This is a genomic window from Streptomyces sp. YIM 121038, assembly GCF_006088715.1.
Taxonomy (GTDB): domain Bacteria; phylum Actinomycetota; class Actinomycetes; order Streptomycetales; family Streptomycetaceae; genus Streptomyces.
This window is the reverse complement of record NZ_CP030771.1, coordinates 4,817,394-4,836,149: the sequence shown is the minus strand read 5'-3', so window position 1 is coordinate 4,836,149 and position 18,756 is coordinate 4,817,394. Positions and strand designations below refer to the sequence as shown.

At 72.7% G+C, this 18,756-nt stretch carries 18 protein-coding genes; 6 read left to right on the top strand and 12 right to left on the bottom strand.

Translation table 11 applies throughout. From position 1 onward, the window contains the following. Nucleotides 1-15: 15 nt before the first annotated feature. The 4 genes from C9F11_RS20450 to C9F11_RS20435 all read right to left on the bottom strand — a co-directional run bounded on the left by C9F11_RS20450 (nt 16) and on the right by C9F11_RS20435 (nt 3,389). Entirely contained in the window at nt 16-717 is a 702-nt protein-coding gene (locus C9F11_RS20450; protein WP_346347317.1) for a copper chaperone PCu(A)C, read from the bottom strand. Beyond that, nucleotides 714-1,439 carry an SCO family protein gene (locus C9F11_RS20445; protein ID WP_138960636.1) on the bottom strand — a complete coding sequence of 242 codons (726 nt, stop codon included), beginning with the start codon at nt 1,437-1,439 and terminating at the stop codon, nt 714-716. Before C9F11_RS20445 ends, C9F11_RS20450 begins: the two co-directional genes overlap by 4 nt. Before the next feature lie 92 nt (nt 1,440-1,531). Further along, a complete protein-coding gene (locus C9F11_RS20440; RefSeq protein ID WP_138960635.1) occupies nt 1,532-2,287 on the bottom strand; it encodes a YcnI family protein in 756 nt (251 codons plus the stop codon). A gap of 268 nt (nt 2,288-2,555) precedes the next feature. After that, nucleotides 2,556-3,389 carry a hypothetical protein gene (locus C9F11_RS20435; RefSeq protein ID WP_138960634.1) on the bottom strand — a complete coding sequence of 278 codons (834 nt, stop codon included), beginning with the start codon at nt 3,387-3,389 and terminating at the stop codon, nt 2,556-2,558. A 319-nt stretch (nt 3,390-3,708) separates the two neighbouring features. Between C9F11_RS20435 and C9F11_RS20430 the strand changes: the two genes are divergently transcribed. Next, the gene (locus tag C9F11_RS20430; RefSeq protein ID WP_138960633.1) at nt 3,709-4,293 is read left to right on the top strand and encodes an ATP-binding protein; all 585 of its coding nucleotides are present in this window, start codon (nt 3,709-3,711) and stop codon (nt 4,291-4,293) included. A 37-nt stretch (nt 4,294-4,330) separates the two neighbouring features. Here C9F11_RS20430 and C9F11_RS20425 read toward each other — a convergent pair whose 3' ends face one another. Then, the gene (locus C9F11_RS20425; protein ID WP_138960632.1) at nt 4,331-5,146 is read right to left on the bottom strand and encodes an NAD(P)H-binding protein; all 816 of its coding nucleotides are present in this window, start codon (nt 5,144-5,146) and stop codon (nt 4,331-4,333) included. Nucleotides 5,147-5,264: 118 nt separating this feature from the next. Here C9F11_RS20425 and C9F11_RS20420 point away from each other — a divergent pair, with 118 nt between their 5' ends. After that, on the top strand, nt 5,265-5,792 hold the full coding sequence (locus tag C9F11_RS20420; RefSeq protein WP_346347316.1) for a helix-turn-helix domain-containing protein: 528 nt from the start codon (nt 5,265-5,267) through the stop codon (nt 5,790-5,792). 138 nt (nt 5,793-5,930) lie between these two features. Then, nucleotides 5,931-6,389 (top strand): cupin domain-containing protein, encoded by a 459-nt coding sequence (locus C9F11_RS20415; RefSeq protein ID WP_138960631.1) that lies wholly within the window; start codon nt 5,931-5,933, stop codon nt 6,387-6,389. A gap of 24 nt (nt 6,390-6,413) precedes the next feature. Here the strand turns inward: C9F11_RS20415 and C9F11_RS20410 are convergent, their stop codons facing one another. Both C9F11_RS20410 and C9F11_RS20405 read right to left on the bottom strand, forming a co-directional pair. After that, entirely contained in the window at nt 6,414-7,340 is a 927-nt protein-coding gene (locus C9F11_RS20410; RefSeq protein WP_138960630.1) for an aldo/keto reductase, read from the bottom strand. Nucleotides 7,341-7,442: 102 nt separating this feature from the next. Further along, on the bottom strand, nt 7,443-8,993 hold the full coding sequence (locus C9F11_RS20405; RefSeq protein WP_138960629.1) for a PLP-dependent aminotransferase family protein: 1,551 nt from the start codon (nt 8,991-8,993) through the stop codon (nt 7,443-7,445). Between the two features lie 47 nt (nt 8,994-9,040). On the opposite strand from C9F11_RS20405, the gene C9F11_RS20400 reads away from it, so the two are divergent. Continuing rightward, nucleotides 9,041-9,574 (top strand): carboxymuconolactone decarboxylase family protein, encoded by a 534-nt coding sequence (locus tag C9F11_RS20400; protein WP_171075801.1) that lies wholly within the window; start codon nt 9,041-9,043, stop codon nt 9,572-9,574. 233 nt (nt 9,575-9,807) lie between these two features. On the opposite strand, the gene C9F11_RS20395 is transcribed toward C9F11_RS20400, so the two are convergent. Beyond that, nucleotides 9,808-11,304 carry an aminopeptidase P family protein gene (locus C9F11_RS20395; protein ID WP_138960627.1) on the bottom strand — a complete coding sequence of 499 codons (1,497 nt, stop codon included), beginning with the start codon at nt 11,302-11,304 and terminating at the stop codon, nt 9,808-9,810. Nucleotides 11,305-11,425: 121 nt separating this feature from the next. Next, nucleotides 11,426-12,823: a PP2C family protein-serine/threonine phosphatase gene (locus C9F11_RS20390; RefSeq protein WP_138960626.1), complete on the bottom strand. Its 1,398-nt coding sequence runs from the start codon at nt 12,821-12,823 to the stop codon at nt 11,426-11,428. Nucleotides 12,824-13,438: 615 nt separating this feature from the next. Between C9F11_RS20390 and C9F11_RS48695 the strand changes: the two genes are divergently transcribed. Both C9F11_RS48695 and C9F11_RS20375 read left to right on the top strand, forming a co-directional pair. After that, nucleotides 13,439-14,320, top strand: a complete 882-nt coding sequence (locus C9F11_RS48695) for a bifunctional DNA primase/polymerase (protein ID WP_249401803.1) — start codon at nt 13,439-13,441, stop codon at nt 14,318-14,320. Between the two features lie 54 nt (nt 14,321-14,374). Further along, nucleotides 14,375-15,073 (top strand): hypothetical protein, encoded by a 699-nt coding sequence (locus tag C9F11_RS20375; protein WP_138960625.1) that lies wholly within the window; start codon nt 14,375-14,377, stop codon nt 15,071-15,073. Between the two features lie 521 nt (nt 15,074-15,594). Here C9F11_RS20375 and C9F11_RS20370 read toward each other — a convergent pair. The 3 genes from C9F11_RS20370 to C9F11_RS20360 form a co-directional block, all read right to left on the bottom strand. Continuing rightward, entirely contained in the window at nt 15,595-16,560 is a 966-nt protein-coding gene (locus C9F11_RS20370; RefSeq protein WP_138960624.1) for a DUF5926 family protein, read from the bottom strand. A 328-nt stretch (nt 16,561-16,888) separates the two neighbouring features. After that, on the bottom strand, nt 16,889-17,533 hold the full coding sequence (locus C9F11_RS20365; protein ID WP_138960623.1) for an ATP-binding protein: 645 nt from the start codon (nt 17,531-17,533) through the stop codon (nt 16,889-16,891). A gap of 53 nt (nt 17,534-17,586) precedes the next feature. Then, nucleotides 17,587-18,420, bottom strand: coding sequence for a glycerophosphodiester phosphodiesterase (locus C9F11_RS20360; protein ID WP_138960622.1), 834 nt, complete (start codon nt 18,418-18,420; stop codon nt 17,587-17,589). Nucleotides 18,421-18,756 lie beyond the last annotated feature (336 nt).

Sequence of the window (18,756 nt, the reverse complement as noted above, 5' to 3'; positions counted from 1 at the left end):
AACTCTTCAGTCCCCTCAGTGCGACGAGTGCGAGGCGTGCGACGAGTGCGAGGCGTGCGACGAGTGCGAGGCGTGCTGATCGGCCTTGGAACCGTCGGCCGTGGCGTGCTGGTCGTGCTCGGAGTGCGTCTTCGGGTTGCCGGAGTGCGTCTTCTTGCCGGAGTCCGTGTCGCCGGAGTCGGTCTTGCCGGAGTCGGTCTTTCCGGTGTCGGCCTTGTCGGAGTCCGTCGTGCCGGAGCCCGGCTTCGGGTTGTACGTCGCGGCCTTCACCGGCATCTCGACCGTGATCGGGTCCGACTTCTCGAACCGGAGCGTGACCTTCACCTTGTCGCCCAGCTTCGGCTTGTGCTTCAGCTTCTCGAGCATGATGTGGTTGCCGCCGCGGGCGAAGACGAGCTCGCCGTTCGCGGGCACGGCGAAGGACTTCTGCTCCTTCATCGTGCTGCCCTTGGTGGCGTGCAGGGTCACGCTGCCCGCGAGCGGGCTGGACGCCGAGGTGAGCGTGTCGGCGGCGCCCTTGTTGGTGAGCGTGAAGAAGCCGCCCGCCATGTCGTCCATGGCGGGGACGGGGATGTAGGCGCCGCTGACCTTCAGCTCGGGCTTCTCGGACGCGTCCTTCGCGCCCTTGTCGTCGTTGCAGCCGGTCAGGGCGAGGCCCGCGGTCAGTGCTATGGCACAGCCGGTGAGGAGGCGGCGCCGGGTGGTGCGGTGGTTCACGGGTTCTGTCCCTTGATGATCTTGGGGAGGTCCTGCGCGTACTCCTCGGCGCGGGTGTCCTGGCCGTTGTAGACGACGTATCCGGCGTCGGTCTTCGGGGAGAAGGCGATGACCTGTGTGCCGTGCATCGACTCGATCTTGTTGTTCTTGAGCTTCTTGGACGGCTCGATGCTGATGCCGACCGTCCGGGCGCTGCCCTGGATGGTCGGGAAGTCACCGGTGAGGCCGATGAACTCGGGGTCCTGGGCCTTCAGCCACTTGCCGAGTTCCTTGGGCTTGTCCCGCTCGGGGTCGGTGGTCACGAAGACGACCTGGAGCTGGTCGAGCTCCGCCTTGGTGACGGCCTTCTTGCGCAGCATGTCCTTCTTGGCGACGGCGATGTTGCTCATCGTCAGCGGACAGACGTCGGGGCAGTTGGTGTAGCCGTAGTACAGCAGCACCGGCTTGCCCTTGGTCCGCTCGCGCAGGTCGTACTTCTTGCCGTGGGTGTCGGTGAGGACCAGGTCCGGCTTCTTGAACGGCTTGTCGAGGACGGTCGCGGCCTGCTTCGACTCCGCCTCCATGGAGACGTCGGCGATCGGCTTGTCCTTCTTGTCGCCGTTGTCCCCGCCGCAGGCGGTCAGCGTGAGTCCCGCGGCGGCGAGCAGGGCCGCGCCGGCGAACGCGCGCCTCTTCGTGGTCTTCGGGCCCGACGTGGTGGTCTGGTTGCTCAACTTGCGCATACGAAAATGTCCCAGATGTGAGGGGGCCGGGACGCGCCGGGGCCGGGTGTCCGGCGGCGGCGCGTCCCGAGGGCGGCCTGGGCGGCGACGCCTCAGCTGGTGGCGCGGCGGCGCTGGGCGACGACGCCGAAGGCGACCCCCGCCACGCCGACGACGATGCCCACGATGCCGAGGGTGCGGGCGGTGGTGTCGCTGCTGTCGCCGTCCGACGCGGTCTCCTGCTTGGCGTCGCCGGACTTGGCGTCGGACTTGTCGTCCTTGGCGGCGGAGGCGCCGTGGTGGTCGTCGGACGCGGCGGTCAGCGCGAGCGTCGGCGCCGGGTACTCCGGCTCCTCGTCACCCTTCTGCGGCTCGATCCAGCGGACGACTTCCTTGTTGTCGTACGTCTGCAGGGCCTTGAAGACCAGCTCGTCGGCGTCCTCGGGCAGCTGGCCGATGGACAGCGGGAACTTCTGGAAGTAGCCGGGCTCCACGCCCTTGCCGTCGGCGGTCCAGGTGACCTTGGAGACGGCCTCGTTGATCTTCTCGCCGTGGATCTCGATCGGCTTGTCGAGCTTGGTCTTGGTGACCTTCGCCTTCCAGCCGGGCACGGGCTGCGGCATCACGGACGCGAGCGGGTGGTCGGCGGGGAAGGTGACTTCCAGCTTGGTCGTCGAGGCGTCGTCGCGCTCGTTCGGGACCTTGAAGTTGACGGTCGCGTAGCCGCCCTTGGCCGCCTGGCCCTCGGGGGTGACGCTGACGTGCGCGAAGGCGGGCACGGACAGCAGGAGGACGGCGGAGGCGGCGACGCCGCCCACGACGGAGGCGCGGGTGAGGGCGGCGGACTTCGGGGACTTCTGGGTCGTCATCGCGGAATGCTCCAGTCTCGGCAGGAGTGCGCGGCGGCCGGGCCGTCGTGGCGGGACCCGTGGGACCCCCGACGAGCGGAGGCACGGCCGTGCGTACGTGAGGTGTGCGGAAGGGACGCGGTGCGGCGGGCCGACTGGCCGCGCACCCGTGCGGGCGCGCCGAGCGGCACCCCTCCGACAGCAGTACGTCCGTACGCCGGTGCGTCACTCGGTACGTCGTACGTCACTGCGTGCGCGTACGCGTCGGTGTCGCGTGGAGCGGGCCGCGTCAGGCGGCGAGCGAGAACACGGCGGGCGCGGGCGGGCCGCGCCGGATCACCGTGTGCTGGAGCGCGGCCGCCCGGAGCTTCGGCGGTACGAGGGCACGGGCCGCGCGCGCCGGACCGGAGGCCGGCTCTGCCGCGCCGGGGAGCCCGGCGCGCAGCGCGCGCACCAGAGTGAGGGCGGCGCGCAGTGAACGCATGAGCGCTCCTTGCGCCACCCCCTGTGCCCCCTGGGCGGAGAGCCGGACGAGCCGCATGAGCGCCACGTCGCCGCGGCGCAGCAGCCAGCCCGCGGCCACCGCCGCGAGTACGTGCGCGAGCAGCATCGGCAGCGTCGGCAGGAGGGACATCGCCGGGCCCGGGACCATCGCGGACTGCGCGGCCGCCTCGCCGGTGGCGTGGGCGTGCGCGCCGTGGCCGCCGGACGGGTCGAGCCCCGCGGTCTCCAGGATCTGCCGGGCCTGGACGGGGGTGATGGTCGCCCCGCCCGCCCCGCACACGATGCGGGCCGCGCGCTCGACGAGCGAGCCGCCGCCCGTGCCGCCCGCCGCCATGGCCGTGCCGTGCTGGCCGAGCCCGAACAGCGCGTGCAGCCCGAGCTGCCCGACCGCGAGCGCCCCGGCGATGCCGGGGAGCGACCGCTCCCGTCCGGCGAGGGGCAGCGCGAGCACGAGCACGGCGAGGAACCCGGCGCCGAGCGTCCACAGCGGGACGGTGGCGCAGGAGGCGAGCACATGGCCCCCGGCGGACAGCACGAGGCACACCGCGGCGAACATCGCGGCCCGCAGCAGCCGGAGATCGGCTCCGGTGCGCGCCTGGCGCTGGTGGGGGGCAGTCATGGCCGGGCCATCATCGCACTGGGCCGCCCCGCCCCGTACAGCAGGTCCGCAAGCTCCCGTCCATGCCGCAAGGCGACGGAATCACCCGAAATGATCCGTAAGTGCCGGGAAGGGCCTGATGGGAGGGCTCCGGGAATTCACCACCGCCGTGCCGGGTAGGCGCAGCGGTATGTCCCGCTACACCGGACACAGCCCTCGCCGCGTCCGCCGTATGGGCGGCGTCACGTCAACTGGGCGCTTATCCCGGGGCGCTGGCGGCAATACGTATCGGTATGTCGAGCCGCGGCCAGAGGGCTGGAGCATGCCAGGAGGCTGAAGCATGAGCATCTGGTGGTCCCTCCATTTGCGGCGCGAAGCCGCGAGCGTCCCGCTCGCGCGGCGCCTGCTCATCGGCACGATGGAGACGGCCGGGGTGGACCCGGACGTCTCGTACGACCTGTCTCTCGCGCTCACCGAGGCCTGTGCGAACGCGGTGGAGCACGGCGGTGCGACGGGTGCCGCGACGGGTGCGTACCGCGTCACCGCCTATCTCGACGGCGAGAAGTGCCGCATCGAGGTCGCCGACTCCGGCCCAGGACTGCCGCCGGGCCGGGTCTTCATGAGCGCCGCGAACACCCCGGCCACGAGGACGAAGGGCCGAAGGGGCACCGGGCGCGGCCGCCGCACGCGCCGCCGCGCGGGCACGCAGGCCGCCCCGGCCTCGCGCCAGTCCCGGACCCAGGCCCCGCCCTCCGCGCCCACGCCGCCTTCCGAGGTCGCCGAGAGCGGCCGCGGCCTGTGCCTCATCCGGGAGCTCGCCGACGACGTGCACTTCGGCAACAGGCCGGGCCGCGACGGCGGCGCGGTGATCAGCTTCGACAAGATCCTCAAGTGGCGGGAGGGCGCTCCGCTGGCGGCCGTGTGAGCCGCCCGGGCTCGGCTTCAGGGCCGGGCCCCGGGGCTCAGCCCCGGACCGCCGCCGCATAGGTGTCGAGGGCGGAGCGCGGGGCGCGGCCCAGCAGGGCACGCAGGGCGTTGTCCGCTATGGAGGTGCCGTCGAGGAAGCCGCCCGCTATCGACGCGTACGTGCTGAGCAGCATCGGCACCTGGAAGGGCAGGGCCTGACCGGACGCGGTGATCGCGGCGCGGGTCGCCTCCAGCCCGCCGGGCTCGTACGAACCGCCGGTCGCCGCGGCCAAGTCGGCGCCGCCGAGGGGCTCTTCGCCGACGAGCTCGTAGGTGCGCCCGGCGTGGGCGGCGGGGGCCGTGGCCACGCGGACGGCGACCTCGGCCAGGTCCTCGCGGGCGACCGCGGCGAGCCGGCCGTCACCGAGCGGCGCGGCTATCGTCCCGTCCGGACCCGGCGCGGCCACGGCGGCGAGGAACTCCGCGTACAGGCCGTTGCGCAGCACCGTCCAGTTCAGGGAGGAGCGGCGCAGTCTGCGCTCGGTCCAGCGGTGGGCGAGCGCGTACGTCAGATGGTCGCCGTCGCCGCTCAGGCTGGTGTAGACGAGGTGGCCGACGCCGGACTTCTCGGCGGCGGTGACGACGGCCTCGTGCCGGGCGATGACGACGTCGTCCTCGGCGGCGCCCGCGGAGATCACGAGCAGCGTGTCCACGCCGGTGAAGTCCAGGGAATCCGGGTCGTCGAAGTCGACGCGGCGCTGACCGGGCGCGGGGGTGCGGGTGCCGACGGCGAAGGGCGTGTCCGCGCGGCCCGCGAGCTTCGCGGTGACGAGCCGGCCGAGTGCGCCGGTGGCGCCGGTGACGAGCAGCATGGGAACGATCCCCCGAGAAGAGCAGTTGGACTGGGTGACGACCGGTGCGAGATGTGCTGTGCACTCGGTACGTGACCATCGTGAGCGATGGCGGGGGAGCACGTAAGGAGGCACTTTGATGTCAGTGGGGCACACGGTGGTAACCACCCCCGAGGCCGCGGCGGCCGGGGTTTCCGAGGTTTCCGGGGAGGCTCCCGCGGAGCCGTCGCCTTCCGGGCGGGCGCCCGCGGCGGCGCTCAAGGCGCTGGTCGGCGAGCCCGTGATCGCGTGCGAGACGCCGCAGGACGAGTGCGGGGTGCGGGACGTCCTGGACCGCCTCGGCGACAAGTGGTCGGTGTACGTCGTGGTCGAACTGGCGGGCGGCGTACTGCGGTTCAAGGAGCTCCAGCGCCGCATCCACGGCGGCATCTCGCAGCGCATGCTCACGCTGACGGTGCGCCGCCTGGAGCGGGACGGCCTGGTGAAGCGGACGGTGCACCCGACGATCCCGCCGCAGGTCGAGTACGAGCTGACGGAGATGGGCCACAGCATGACCCACCTCATCAAGTCCCTCGCCGACTGGTCGATAGCCCACCGCCCGGCGATAGCGGCGGCGCGGGAGGCGTACGACGAGGCGCAGCAGGCCTCGGGCCCCGGTAGCTCCTAGGCCCCTAGTAGGCCCCGGCCCACCAGGGGAGCGGTACGGTCAACTTGCCGTTACGGCAATAACATTTGCCGCACCTGATGGGGCGATCGCAGTCTGGTGCCAGTCCAGAAGGCGCTCGAAACGTCAGGAGGCCACCCGGTGCCCACGCAGAACACGCCCCAGACCACGCCCCAGACCACGCCCCGGACCACGTCCGGGGCCACGCCGCCGAACAACCGTGTCCACCACGTCCGCGCCGGAGAGCTCGACGGCTACACCGCCCTCAGCGGCGGCACCGTCGGCTCCCGGAAGCTGTGGATGGGGCTCGTGGAGCACGAGCCGATGAGCTCGACCGACAACCACCACCACGGCGAGTCCGAGGCGGGCGTCTACGTGGTCAGCGGCCACCCGGTGTTCGTCTTCCACGACGGCGAGCAGGAAGTCAGGATCGAGGCGGGCCCCGGCGACTTCCTGCTCGTGCCTCCGTTCGTCCCGCACCGGGAGGAGCATCCCGACCCGGACGAGCCGGTCGTCGTGGTGATCGCGCGCACCACCCAGGAGCCCATCAAGGTCTCCGTGCCCGAGCTGTACCAACTCACGGCGGCGGACGCGGGCTAACGCGCGCTCAGCGCCCGGCGGAGGCTAGGCGGACGCCCCGGCGGAGGACTCGGCCACCCCGGAGAGCCGGGCGAACTGCTCGTCGGACAGCTCCACGTCCAGTGCCCGTACGTTCTCCTCCAGGTGCCCCACCGACGTCGTGCCGGGGATGGGCACGATCACGGGGGAGCGCCGCAGCAGCCAGGCGAGGGCCGTCTGGGCGGTGGTCGCGCCGAGCTCCGCCGCCACCTCCGCGACCACGCCGCCCGCCCGGGCGTGGGCGCCCATCGCCACGGGGAAGAACGGCAGGAACGCGATGCCCTGCTCGGTGGCGTAGTCGACGACGGCCTCGTGCTGCCGGTCGGCCAGGTTGTACAGGTTCTGCACGCTGGCGATCGGCGTGATCGCGGACGCCTCGCGCAGCTGCTCCACGCCGACCTCGGACAGGCCGATGTGCCGCACCTTGCCCTCGTCGCGCAGCTGCTTGAGGGCGCCGATCTGGTCGGCGAGCGGATAGGCGTCGTCGAGCCGGTGCAGCTGGAGCAGGTCGAGCCGTTCCACGCGCAGGCGGCGCAGGCTGAGTTCGGCCTGCTGGCGCAGGTACGCCGGGTGCCCGAGCGGCACCCACTCGGTCGCCGACGGGCGGACGACGCCGACCTTCGTGGCGATCGTCAGGTCGTCGGCGTAGGGGTGCAGCGCGTCGGCGATCAGCTCCTCGCCACCGCCGATCATGTACGAGTCGGCCGTGTCGATCAGGTTCACGCCGAGCCCGACGGCCTTGCGCAGCACGGCGGCAGCGGCGGCGCGGTCCGTCGGCGGCTTCCACACGTGGCCCGCGCCCGGCTCGCCGTCGGCAGGGTCGGGCGCCGCCGTGAGCCGCATCGCGCCGTAGCCGATGCGGCGCACCGGCAGATCGCCGCCGATCGCGAACGTCAACTGTTCCGTGCGTTCCCCAGTGCCCTTGTTCGTCATCGCTGCTCCCCCGTACGTGGTTGATGAGGTCTGTTGCGCACGTCCCTTCGTGAGGGGCGTGTCAGATCCCAACCAGCGCCAGCGGGTCGTTATTTCAGCAGCTCAGAAGGGGGTACCAGGCTTCACACGCCGTTCACGTCCGGCCGACCGGACGGCTGCCCGTCCGCCCGTCCGTTCGCCCGTTCGCCCGGACGTCCGGACGTCCGTGTCCGTTCCGTGGTCGGGGGCGGGCGGCAGCGCCCGGCACAGGGCGTCGATCGCCGCCGTGTACGCGTGCTCGGAGGGCGTCGCGTAGCCGACGACGAGCCCGTCGGGAGCCGCCCCCGTCGCCTCCGGATGCCGGTAGTCGGCCAGCCCTTCCAGGCCCACGCCGTGCCATGCGGCGGCCTTCACGGCGGACGCCTCGGTACCGGGCGGCAGTTGGAGCACGGCGTGCAGACCCGCCGCGATGCCGGTGACGGTGATGTGCGGGGCGCGTTCGGCGAGCGCGGCGACGAGCTGGTCGCGGCGGCGCCGGTAGTGCTGCCGCATCCGGCGGACGTGGCGGTCGTACCGCCCGGACTCGATGAGTTCGGCGAGCGTGAGCTGGTCGAGGACGCTGGCCCACGCCTCCCGTTGGCCCTTGGCGGCGACGACGGGGTCCACGAGGTGCTCGGGCAGGACCATCCAGCCGAGCCGCACGGCCGGGGACAGGCTCTTGCTCACCGAGCCGATGTACACGACCCGTTCGGGGTCGAGCCCCTGGAGGGCGCCGACGGGCTCGCGGTCGTAGCGGAACTCCCCGTCGTAGTCGTCCTCCAGGATCAGCCCCGCGCGCGTGCGGGCCCAGTCGACGGCGGCGGTGCGGCGCGCGGGGTGCAGCGGCCCGCCCGTCGGGAACTGGTGCGCGGGCGTGAGCAGCACCCCACGGACCGGGCCGGGGACGTCCGACAACTCCTCGACGCGGGCGCCGTGTTCGTCGAGGGACAGCGGCACCGGCCGCACCTTGGCCGTGTCGAGCAGGGAGCGGTGGAAGCCGAGCCCGTAGGCCTCCACGGCGAGGGGGCCGCGCAGCACTCCGCCGGTGCCCGTGCCGAAGAGGAGCCGCAGGGCGTGCGCGAAGCCGGAGCACACCACGATCCGCTCCGGGTCGGTCCGCACCCCGCGCGAGCGCGCCAGATAACCGGCGAGGGCGCGCCGCAGCTCGACCCGGCCGCGCGGGTCGCCGGGCCCGAACGCCTCGGTGGGCGCGGCGGTCAGGGCCCGTCGGGCGGCGGCGAGCCAGGCCGTGCGCGGGAAGGAACCGGCGTCCGGCTGGCCCTGGACCAGGTTGTGCGCGGGGGGCGCGCCACCGGTGGGGGCGCGCTTGGGGACACGTATGCGCGGGGGCGGTGCGACCCGCTCGGCGACCCGCGTCCCCGAGCCCTGGCGGGCGGTCAGCCAGCCCTCGGCGACCAGCTCCGCGTACGCGTCGGCGACGGTGTTGCGCGCGATCCCGAGGTCGGCGGCGAGGGAGCGGTACGGCGGCAGGCGGGTGCCCGGGGCGAGCCGCCCGGAGCGCACCGCCTCGCGCAGGGCGTCGATCAGGGCGGCGCGGCGGCTGCCGCTGCCGGAGAGGTCCAGGTGCAGGTCAGCGCCGATGCGCCCCGCCGAATTGACCCATGATTCCGCCATGGAAGTGCACCCTACCCAAGGTCTTTGGGGCTCGTAGATTCATGGTCATGACGAACAACACCGCAGTCATCGCGCCCGCCGCCACCGACACCGCCACCGCGCCCGCCGTCGCCGAGTCCGCCGCCCAGGCTCCCCGCCTCAACTTCGCCAAGGCCGCGCCGAAGGTCTTCAAGGCCGTCATCGGCCTTGACGCCGCCGCCCGCGACGGCCTCGACCCGGCCCTGGTCGAGCTGGTCCAGATCCGCGCCTCGCACCTCAACGGCTGCGCGTACTGCCTGCACATGCACACCAACGACGCGCGCAAGGCGGGCGAGAGCGAGGACCGGCTGCACATGGTGGCCGTCTGGCGCGAGGCCAGGAACTTCTTCACGGCCAAGGAGCAGGCGGCGCTCGCGCTGACCGACGCGGTCACCCGCCTCGCCGACGCGGGCGTCCCCGACGCCGTCTACGCGGAGGCCGCCGCCCACTTCGACGAGGCCGAGCTGGCCCAGGTCCTGTCCCTGATCTTCACGATCAACACGTGGAACCGGATCGCCCTGGCCACGGCCAAGGTCGCCGGCACGGACGAGCGCCAGGGCTGAGCTCGCCGCGCTGGACAGGTTGCCTTCCCTGCGGGGCACCCCCAAGCCGGGGCGGCACTGTCGCTGCCGGCCTGCGGGCGCGTCCTCGAACGCCGGGCGGTTTCCTACGCCTGTTCATGGGCCACTTGGACCCGGTGCCAGGGAACGCAAAACGCCGGGCGGGGCTGGGGAATCCAGCCCCGTCCGGCGTTCGAGGACGAGTGCGCGGGGCGATCGGCCGTGCGGGACGGACCTCAGCCCTTGAGCTGGGCCATCCACGCCTCGACCTCGTCCGCGCGGCGCGGCAGCGCGGCGGACAGGTTCCGGTTGCCGTCCTCCGTGACGAGGATGTCGTCCTCGATGCGCACGCCGATGCCGCGGTACTCCTCCGGCACGGTCAGGTCGTCCGCCTGGAAGTACAGACCGGGCTCGACCGTCAGGCACATGCCGGGCTCAAGGGTGCCGTCCACGTACGTCTCGGTGCGCGCGGCGGCGCAGTCGTGGACGTCCATGCCGAGCATGTGGCCGGTGCCGTGCAGCGTCCAGCGGCGCTGCAGACCGAGCTCAAGGACGCGCTCGACCGGGCCCTCGACGAGGCCCCACTCGACCAGCTTCTCGGCGAGCACGCGCTGTGCGGCGTCGTGGAAGTCGCGGTACTTCGCGCCCGGCTTCACCGCCGCGATACCGGCCTCCTGGGCCTCGTACACGGCGTCGTAGATCTTCTTCTGCAGCTCGCTGAACCGGCCGTTGATCGGCAGCGTGCGGGTGATGTCCGCCGTGTAGTACGTGTGCGTCTCCACGCCCGCGTCGAGCAGGAGCAGGTCGCCGGAGCGCACCGCGCCGTCGTTGCGCACCCAGTGCAGGGTGGTGGCGTGCGGGCCCGCGGCGCAGATGGAGCCGTAGCCGATGTCGTTGCCCTCGACGCGGGCGCGCAGGAAGAACGTGCCTTCGATGTAGCGCTCGCTCGTCGCCTCGGCCTTGTCGAGGACCTTCACGACGTCCTCGAAGCCGCGCACCGTGGAGTCCACGGCCTTCTGCAGCTCGCCGACCTCGAACTCGTCCTTGACCAGGCGCTGCTCGGAGAGGAAGACCCGCAGTTCCTCGTCGCGCTCGGCGGTGACCTTGTCGGTCAGGGCCGCCTCGATCCCGGCGTCGTAGCCGCGCACGACACGGACGGGACCGGTGGCCTCGCTCAGCAGGCCCGTCAGCTCGCGCACGTCCGAGGCGGGGACGCCGTACAGCTTCTCGGCCTCGGTCAGCGAGTTCCGGCGGCCGACCCACAGCTCGCCCTGGCCGTCGAGCCAGAACTCGCCGTTCTCGCGGTCGGAGCGCGGCAGCAGGTAGATCGTGGCCTGGTGGCCGTCGCGCGTGGGCTCCAGGACGAGGACGCCGTCCTCCGTCTGGTTGCCGGTGAGGTACGCGTACTCGACGGAGGAGCGGAAGGCGTACTCCGTGTCGTTCGACCGGGTCTTCAGGTTGCCCGCGGGGATCACCAGGCGCTCGCCGGGGAAGCGCGCGGACAGCGCGGCACGGCGGGCGGCGGTGTGCCCGGCCTGGGCGACCGGCTCCAGGTCACGCAGCTCGGTGTCGGCCCAGCCGGACTTCATGTTCTCGGCGAGCTCGTCGGAGACACCCGGGTACAGGCCGTTCTTCCGCTGCTTGATCGGCTCTTCGTCCTCAGCTTCCGGGGTCTCCGGGTTGAGAGCGTCCGACACGGTCTGCCTCCTATGTACGACAACGGGCCTTCTCATCGTACGGCGGTCAGGAAGGGGGTCCAGAGGCAGAAGGACCCTTACAGTGCGCAGTCAAGAGGTCACACGGAGCCTGGGGTGCGCGCCGGAACGGCAACCGGGGCAGCGACCGAAGGGTGCCCTATTCGAAGCGGGCCGCGAGCAGCACCACGTCCTCGTCGCGCCCGGCGGCCCCGTCGATCCCCTCGGGCAGCACGGTCCGCAGGACGTGGTCGGCGACCGCTCCCGGGTCCTCCCGGGCGGCCTTCGGCACGCTCGCCGCCGCCGCGTGCAGGCGCGCGAACGCCCGGTCCATCGCGTCGCCGGTGCGGTGCAGCAGACCGTCGGTGTAGAGCAGCAGGGTCTCGCCGGGCTCCGGGCGGATCTCCACGCTCGGCGCCTCCCAGCAGGCGAGCATGCCGAGCGGCGCGGACAGCGAGGTCTCGACGAACTCCGTGCGCCGCTCCCCGACGAGCAACGGCGGGCTGTGCCCGGCCCCGGCGAGGACGACCTTGCGCAGCGCGGGTTCGCAGTACGCGAACAGGGCCGTCGCCGAGCGCGCGGGCTCCGTCAGGCGCAGCAGTAGCTCCAGGTCGGACAGGACGGCGACGGGGTCCTCGCCCTCCATCACCGCGTACGCCCGCAGGCTCGCGCGCAGGCGGCCCATCGCGGCGACCGCGCTCGGCCCCGACCCGGTGACCGAGCCCACCGAGAGGCCGAGCGCCGCGTCGGGCAGCGGCAGCGCGTCGTACCAGTCGCCGCCGCCGCGCGCCCCGGCGCGGTGCCGCGCGGCCAGCTGCACGCCCGCGACCCGGGACAGGCGCGAGGGCAGCAGCTCCTCGCGCAGGGTCGCCACGGTGGTGCGGGCACGGGTGAACTCGACGAGGCGGGCCAGGTGCTCGGCGGCGTAGCGGACGTACAGGCCGATCAGATGGCGGCGGCGCGGCGCCGGTTCGGCGGGCTCGTCGTACAGCCAGACGGCCGCGCCGACGCCGCCCGTCGCCTCGGTGGCCAGGGGCAGCGCGTAGCTCGCCGCGTAGCCGAGGCGGCGGGCGACCTCGCGGTGGCGCGGGTCGAAGGTCTCGTCGGCGAAGAGGTCCGGCTGCGCGATCTCGGTGATCTCGGCGAGCGGGGTGCCCGCTGCGCTCGCCTCCAGGAGCCGGCCGTACGCGGTGGCGGCGCGCGGCACCGTCTCCAGATAACCGAGGTCGGCGCGGGCGAAGCCGAGGCCGACGGTGGTGTCGGGGCCGAGGCCGTCGGCGGGCTCCACGACGACGAGGCCGCGGCGGGCGCCGACCAGGGCGGCACCGGCGCGGAGCACCTCGTTCAGGGCCTCGTCCAGGGTGGCGGTGCGGGACAGGCGCTCGGTGAGTTCGTGCAGCGTGGTGAGGTCGGAGACCCAGCCGGCCAGGCGGTCCTGGATCAGCGCGCCGGGGGCGCCGGGGGCTTCCGGGACGGGCGCGGCGGGCGGGACAGTGTGCGCCGGTGGGGGAACAGTGGAATCGATTCCGGCCACTTTCGGCAGGTGCGGGGCGTTCATGGCTGACCGCTTTCCGGCCAGTGCGTATTGCTCAATAGCATCGCAAACCCCCTGTCATTCTGCGCCGCCAGCAATGTCTCCACATCTACACGCACTGGAGAGGGGATGTCCAGCATTGTCCTGCCGGGATTCCTGGTGTCCAGTGCGCGGCGTGAGAATTCTGTGAACTGGAAATGATCTTGAGAACTTGGCTCAAAACTGTTGCAGGGAACGCCATATTGCGGTCGACTGACATTGTTCGAAGGAGCGTCACAGCGGCCGTGATGGGTACGGATTCAAGTGGTGGCTCGGGGCTGGACCAGGGCAGTTGCGCGACGCCCGGAACCTGTCGCCGGACCCGGACGTCTTAACCCACGGCGACCGCGCCCCATCGTCCCGTGGCACCGGGGGCAAGAAGAACGCGGGACGGCAAACGCCAGGCGCCGCCACCCCACGCCACGTTAACGCTCGGCCCATAGGGGTTCCCCATGCCGCAGGCTGGGGTGTGACGCGCCAGCTTGTACGCACCTTGCATGCACCTTGTACGCGCACCTCGTACACAGCGATAGAGATCCACACATGGTGTGATGTGGCCCGAAGTGTCCCTCTGCGTGTAACGGAAAGGAACGAGCGCTCATGCGCGAGATCCTCGGAAGGCGACGCAGGCTCCTGTCCTGGCGAATCGGTAGGAAGTCTGACCAGAGTCCCTCTCTGATCGGTGCGGCCCTGACCTTCGCGACAGCATGGCGCTGGCCCGTGCTGCCCGGTGTCGGTATCGAAGGGCAGAGCAGGCAGCTCCTCGACGGCATCGCCGGACTCGACGGGCGCGCCGGTCTCGCCGGTCCCGGCGAGAGGCAGGGCGACACGCGTGGCGGCAAGAGTGCCAGAAGGACCGGCAAGCGGGGTGCGAAGCGGGGGCCGCGCGCCGCGCAGCGAGGAGCGGCCGACGAGCGGCCGGAGATGTCGGTCTCCCAGCGTGACACCACCCGCGGCCAGGCCAGGTGCGCCTGCCCCGACCCGGAGTGCGTCGTTCCAGGCGCCCACCCGCTCGACCCGGGACTCCTTGCCGCCACCACCGACGAGCGCATGGTCCGCTGGTGGTGGACCAACCGGCCCGGCGCACCCATCCTCCTGGCCACCGGCGGGCGCGCCCCGTGCGCCGTGAGCCTGCCCGCGGGCGCCGGAGCGCGCGCCCTCGCCGCGCTCGAACTCGCGGGCATCCGCCTCGGCCCCGTCGTGGCCACGCCGGCCCGCTGCTTCGTCCTCGTCGCGCCGTACTCCATGGAGCAGTTGGGCGAGCTCCTGTACGCCAAGGACCGGGTGCCCGGCTCGCTGCGCTTCCACGGAGAGGGCGGGTACATCCCCCTGCCCCCGTCCGAGACGGGCCAGGGCCAGGCGGGCTGGGAGCGGGCTCCGCTGCCCGGCTCCGCCGCCCCCTGGGTGCCCGACGTGGAGGCCGTCGTGGACGCGGTGGTCGACGCGCTCACTCATACGGGTGTGAGCGCGCCCGAGTTCTAAGGGAATTGGGCGCGCGGCGCGGGGCGGGGCGCCCGGGGTCGTTATCTTCGGCGCATGCACCCGCGCCCGGCCATGAACCCCCGCCTGCTCGCGCTCCTGGGCATCGTGGCCGTCGCCGCGCTGCTGCCCCTCGCCGGGGCGGCCGCCGGGCCGGTGTTCGACGACACCAAGGCACCCGCCGATCCGGGGCGCGCGGGAGCACGGCCCCCGGAGCCGGGCACCTCGGTGCCGGAGGCCGGGGCCCGCGGGGCTTCGCGGGCCGAGCCGCCGCTCCGGCCGCACGGGGCCGGGGGCGGTCCCGGTGCCGCGGGTGGGCCGAGTGCCGCGGACGGCCCTGGCGCCGCAGGCGGTCCTGGTGCTGCCGACGGCCCTGGTGCCGCGCGTGCCGCCGACGCCGCGTCCCAGCCCGACACGCTCTCCCGCTGCGGCCCCGAACTCTCCTCGCCCGACGGCGTCGAGGCCCAGACCTGCGTACTGACCCAGGGCGCGGACACCTGGGCGCGCACCTACTACCGCAATGTCACCGGTGAGGCCCTGGAGGCCGTGCTGAGCGTGATGGGCCCCCGGGGGCGCACGGTGCAGATGTATTGCGCGGTGGGCGCGGGGGACGAGCCGGGGGCGTGCGACACCCCTAGGGAGCGCACGTCGGGAGCCGCAGCGCGCTACACGGCGGTCGCGGAGTTCGCGAGTGAGAGCGGCGGCGCCCTGCTGCTGCGCTCGGGCAGCAACTCCGCCGGGCCACAAGGCAGTTGAGCGCGTAACTTCTGCGCGGGCATGGAAACGCCCGGTTGCTGGCGACGGGGGATGCACCAGCAACCGGGCTACCTGAACGGTAACAAGAGATCTGCGCTTGGCAAATTCGATCTCAGTTATCCGGACAGGGATTCACCTGCGCCCATGGGGAGTTGTGACAGGAGTCACGCGTTCGCTCCGGCTGAACCGTGGGTCAGGGAGACAGAGGTGAGGCGCCTGCGCGGGCTCCGCCCGGTCACCCGGCGCACTCGCCCGGTTAAGAAAGCGTGACGGGACGAGGTCCACGGGCCGCTCCCCGGCGCCCGGCACCACCCACCTGTTCGAAATCCGACGCGAGACCTCAGCCGAATGTCATCCGTGGACGAGCCGCGGGGCTTGGCGAAGCGCCGGTGGGAGGGCCATCGTGAGGTTCGGGAAGCGTGCGCGAGGGGCGCTGCTCCCGCGCGCGGGGACAGGTCCCCGCGCACGGTGCCGCACCTCCGGTGGACCGGCGCCGGAAGTGGACCGGCGCCGGAAGTGGATCAGCTGAGCGTGACCTGGCGGTTGGTGAGGCCGCCGCGGGCGCGCCGCTCCTCCGCGGACAGCGGTTCCGTGGCCGCGAGCGCCGCCGCGAGCCGCTCGGCGAACTCGGCCGCGGGCTTCTCGACGTCCTGCGCCTCCATGCCGCTCGGCAGGTCCCACACCGGCACGGTCAGGCCGTGCGCGCGGAAGGACCCGACCAGGCGGGTGCCCTCGCCGAGGCTCGACGCACCGGCGGCGTGCAGGCGCGCGAGCGCGTCGAGGAGCTCCTCCTCGGCGTGCGGCATGACCCACCGCAGGTGGTTCTTCTCCGGCGTCTCGCACCAGTACGCCGAGTCGACGCCGCCCAGCTTGACGGTCGGGATGGCGGCGGCGTTGGCCCGCTCCAGGGAGGCCGAGACCTCCGCCGTGGCGTTCTCCGCGTCCGGCACCCAGAACTCGAAGCCGGAGTGCACGACGGGCGCGAAGGGCGCCTTGTCGTCGAGGACGTCCTGCAGGCGCGGCCCGTCGGCGGGCGCCCTGCGGCCCGCCACCGGCTGGCCCGGCTCCGTGGTGAGCGCGCGGCTCAGCGTGTCGGCGAGGTCGCGGCTGAGGTCGCCGGACGAGGTGTCGTTCTGCAGGCCGAGCAGGACCGAGCCGTCCTCGCGGCGCAGCGCGGGCCAGGCCATCGGCAGGACCGTGGCGAGGGTCACGGAGGGCACGCCGTCGGGCAGGCCGTCCTTCAGGGTCAGCTCGACCGTGGCGGCGGGCACCAGCTCGCGCAGCGCCACCCAGTCGCACTCGCCGGACAGCCCCTCGAAGGGGCGCTGCACCAGCTCGGTGACCGCGTGCGCGGCGGCCCGGCCGTGGCAGGCCTTGTAGCGGCGGCCCGAACCGCAGGGGCAGGGCTCCCTGGCGCCGACCACCGGGACCTCGTGGTCCTTGAGCTGCGGCTGCTTGCCCTTCGTCTGCGGGCGCTTCTTGGCCATCGTGGGTGTCTCCCGGTTACGGCTCGCTTGCGTACGGGCGCGAGCCTAGCCGTTCGAGGGTGGAGCGACTCGGCGCGTGTGCGCGCGGGGCCCGCGGGCCGCGGTGGCCTTCGGATACGGCCCTGGTCCGGCGGCGGGTCGTGGTCCGCGTTCGGCTGCGCGGAGCGGGGTCAAGGTCCGCGTACTCCGGCCCACGTCGTCGCGCTGTCGTCGAACCGTGGTCGTCGCGCTGTCGTCGAACCGTCGTCGCCGGGCGGTTGTCGACGCGTGGTCGCTGGGCCGTCGTCGAACCGTCGTCGTCGGGCTGTCGCCGATCCGCCGTCGGATTTCAGTCCACGTCGTCGAACGGGTCCGAGAAGCCCAGCTCGGCTATCGCGGAGGCCGACGGGGCGGCGACGCGCGTAGCGAAGTCCTCGGCGCGGTGCCCGGCGTGCACGAGGGCCCAGACGGTGACCTCGCCGCGGGCGTCGTCCCGTACTCCCCAGGACTCGGCGAGGGCCGTGATGATGTTCAGCCCGCGGCCGCCGTGGGCGGTGACCGACGGAGTGGCCGGAACCGGGCGGGTCGGGCCGCCGCCGTCCGTCACCTCGACCGTCAGGCGTCCCGCCTTGTCGACCTGCCAGGCGGCGCGCACGTCTCCGTCGCCGCTGCCGTCACTGCCCTTCGGGCTGTCGTGCAGCCCACTGCCCAGCGGTCTGCCGTGTCGGCAGGCGTTGCTGAGAAGTTCGGAAAGGATCAGTACGGCGTCGTCGATGACCGACTCCGACACCCCGCTGACGCGAAGCTGATCGCGCATCCGGTGTCTGGCTTCCCCCACGCCCGCAGGACCATGGGGTACGGCCATGCTCGACGACGTGGGCACTTCCCGTGCCACCACAAACGCCACCCCCGAGACCTCCTTTGCCCCACGCCACGGAGTGGATGCCCCAATGGACTGGACCGGAAACCGGCCAACACCGGGATGGTGACGCACTCGTCACGATCGAATACGGAACGAACGCGCCGGTGCACACCCCGTAACGAAAGTTAGTCGCGGCCCAGTTGGGACAGAACCTGCTTCGGGCGGTTGGTGATGATGGCGTCGACGCCCAGCCGGGCGCAGAGTTCGACGTCCTGGGGCTCGTTCACGGTCCACACGTGGACCTGGTGGCCCGCGCGCTTGAGCTTGGCGACGTATCCGGGGTGGCTGCGGATGATCCGCATGCTCGGTCCCGCGACGCGCACCCCCTGGGGCAGCCGCCCGTCGCGGTGGCGCGGCGAGACGAACTGCATCAGGTAAACGGTCGGCAGGGTCGGCGACGCGGCGCGGACACGTTGCAGCGAACGCGCCGAGAAGCTCATCACCCGCACCGGGGAGGGCTCCTCCGGAGAGGGAGCGTCCAGACCGAAGCGCTTCAGGAGGTGCAGCAGCCGCTCCTCGACCTGGCCCGCCCAGCGCGTGGGGTGCTTGGTCTCGATGGCGAGCTGAAGGCGTCGCCCGGAGGCATTGTTTTCGGCCACGAGCTCCAGGAGGCGCTCCAGGGTGAGGACCGAGGTGTCCTCCGGGGCCGGGCCCTCCTCCCAGTCGGGGTCCTCGGCGTACGGGCCCTGTTCGCGGTTCTTCCAGGAGCCGAAGTCGAGCGCGGCCAGCTCGGCGAGCTCCAGGGCGGAGACGGCGCCCCGGCCGTTCGACGTGCGGTTGACGCGGCGGTCGTGGACGCAGACCAGGTGCCCGTCCGCGGTGAGCCGGACATCGCATTCGAGGGCGTCCGCGCCGTCGTCGACGGCCTTCTTGTAGGCGGCCAGTGTGTGCTCCGGGGCGTCCTCGGAGGCCCCTCGGTGGGCGACGACCTGGATGAGGTGCTGTCGTGCGTGGGTCACCGCGTCATGGTGCCACCGTCCGGGGGCGCGGGCCCGCGGGGCCGGGCTGCGAGGGCTGTGGCGGGTCGGGCGTGCGGGCCGTCGTCGGCCCGGGAGTGCGGACCGGCGGCCCCGGGGCGCGGCCTTTCTCAGACTCCTCTCACGCAGCCTTCAGGTGGCTCTGTGACTTGGCTGTGAACCTTCGGATGAGCTTTCCGGGGACTCGGGAGGCTCCGGGGACTTCATGAAGGCGCACACGGCCTTCCCGGGGCTTTCCGGAGCCGCCCGAAGCTTTCCGAATGCGGCGGTTTCGCCCGTCGTGAACGCACAGCGTCGGCTTATGGTGGCCTGACAGCC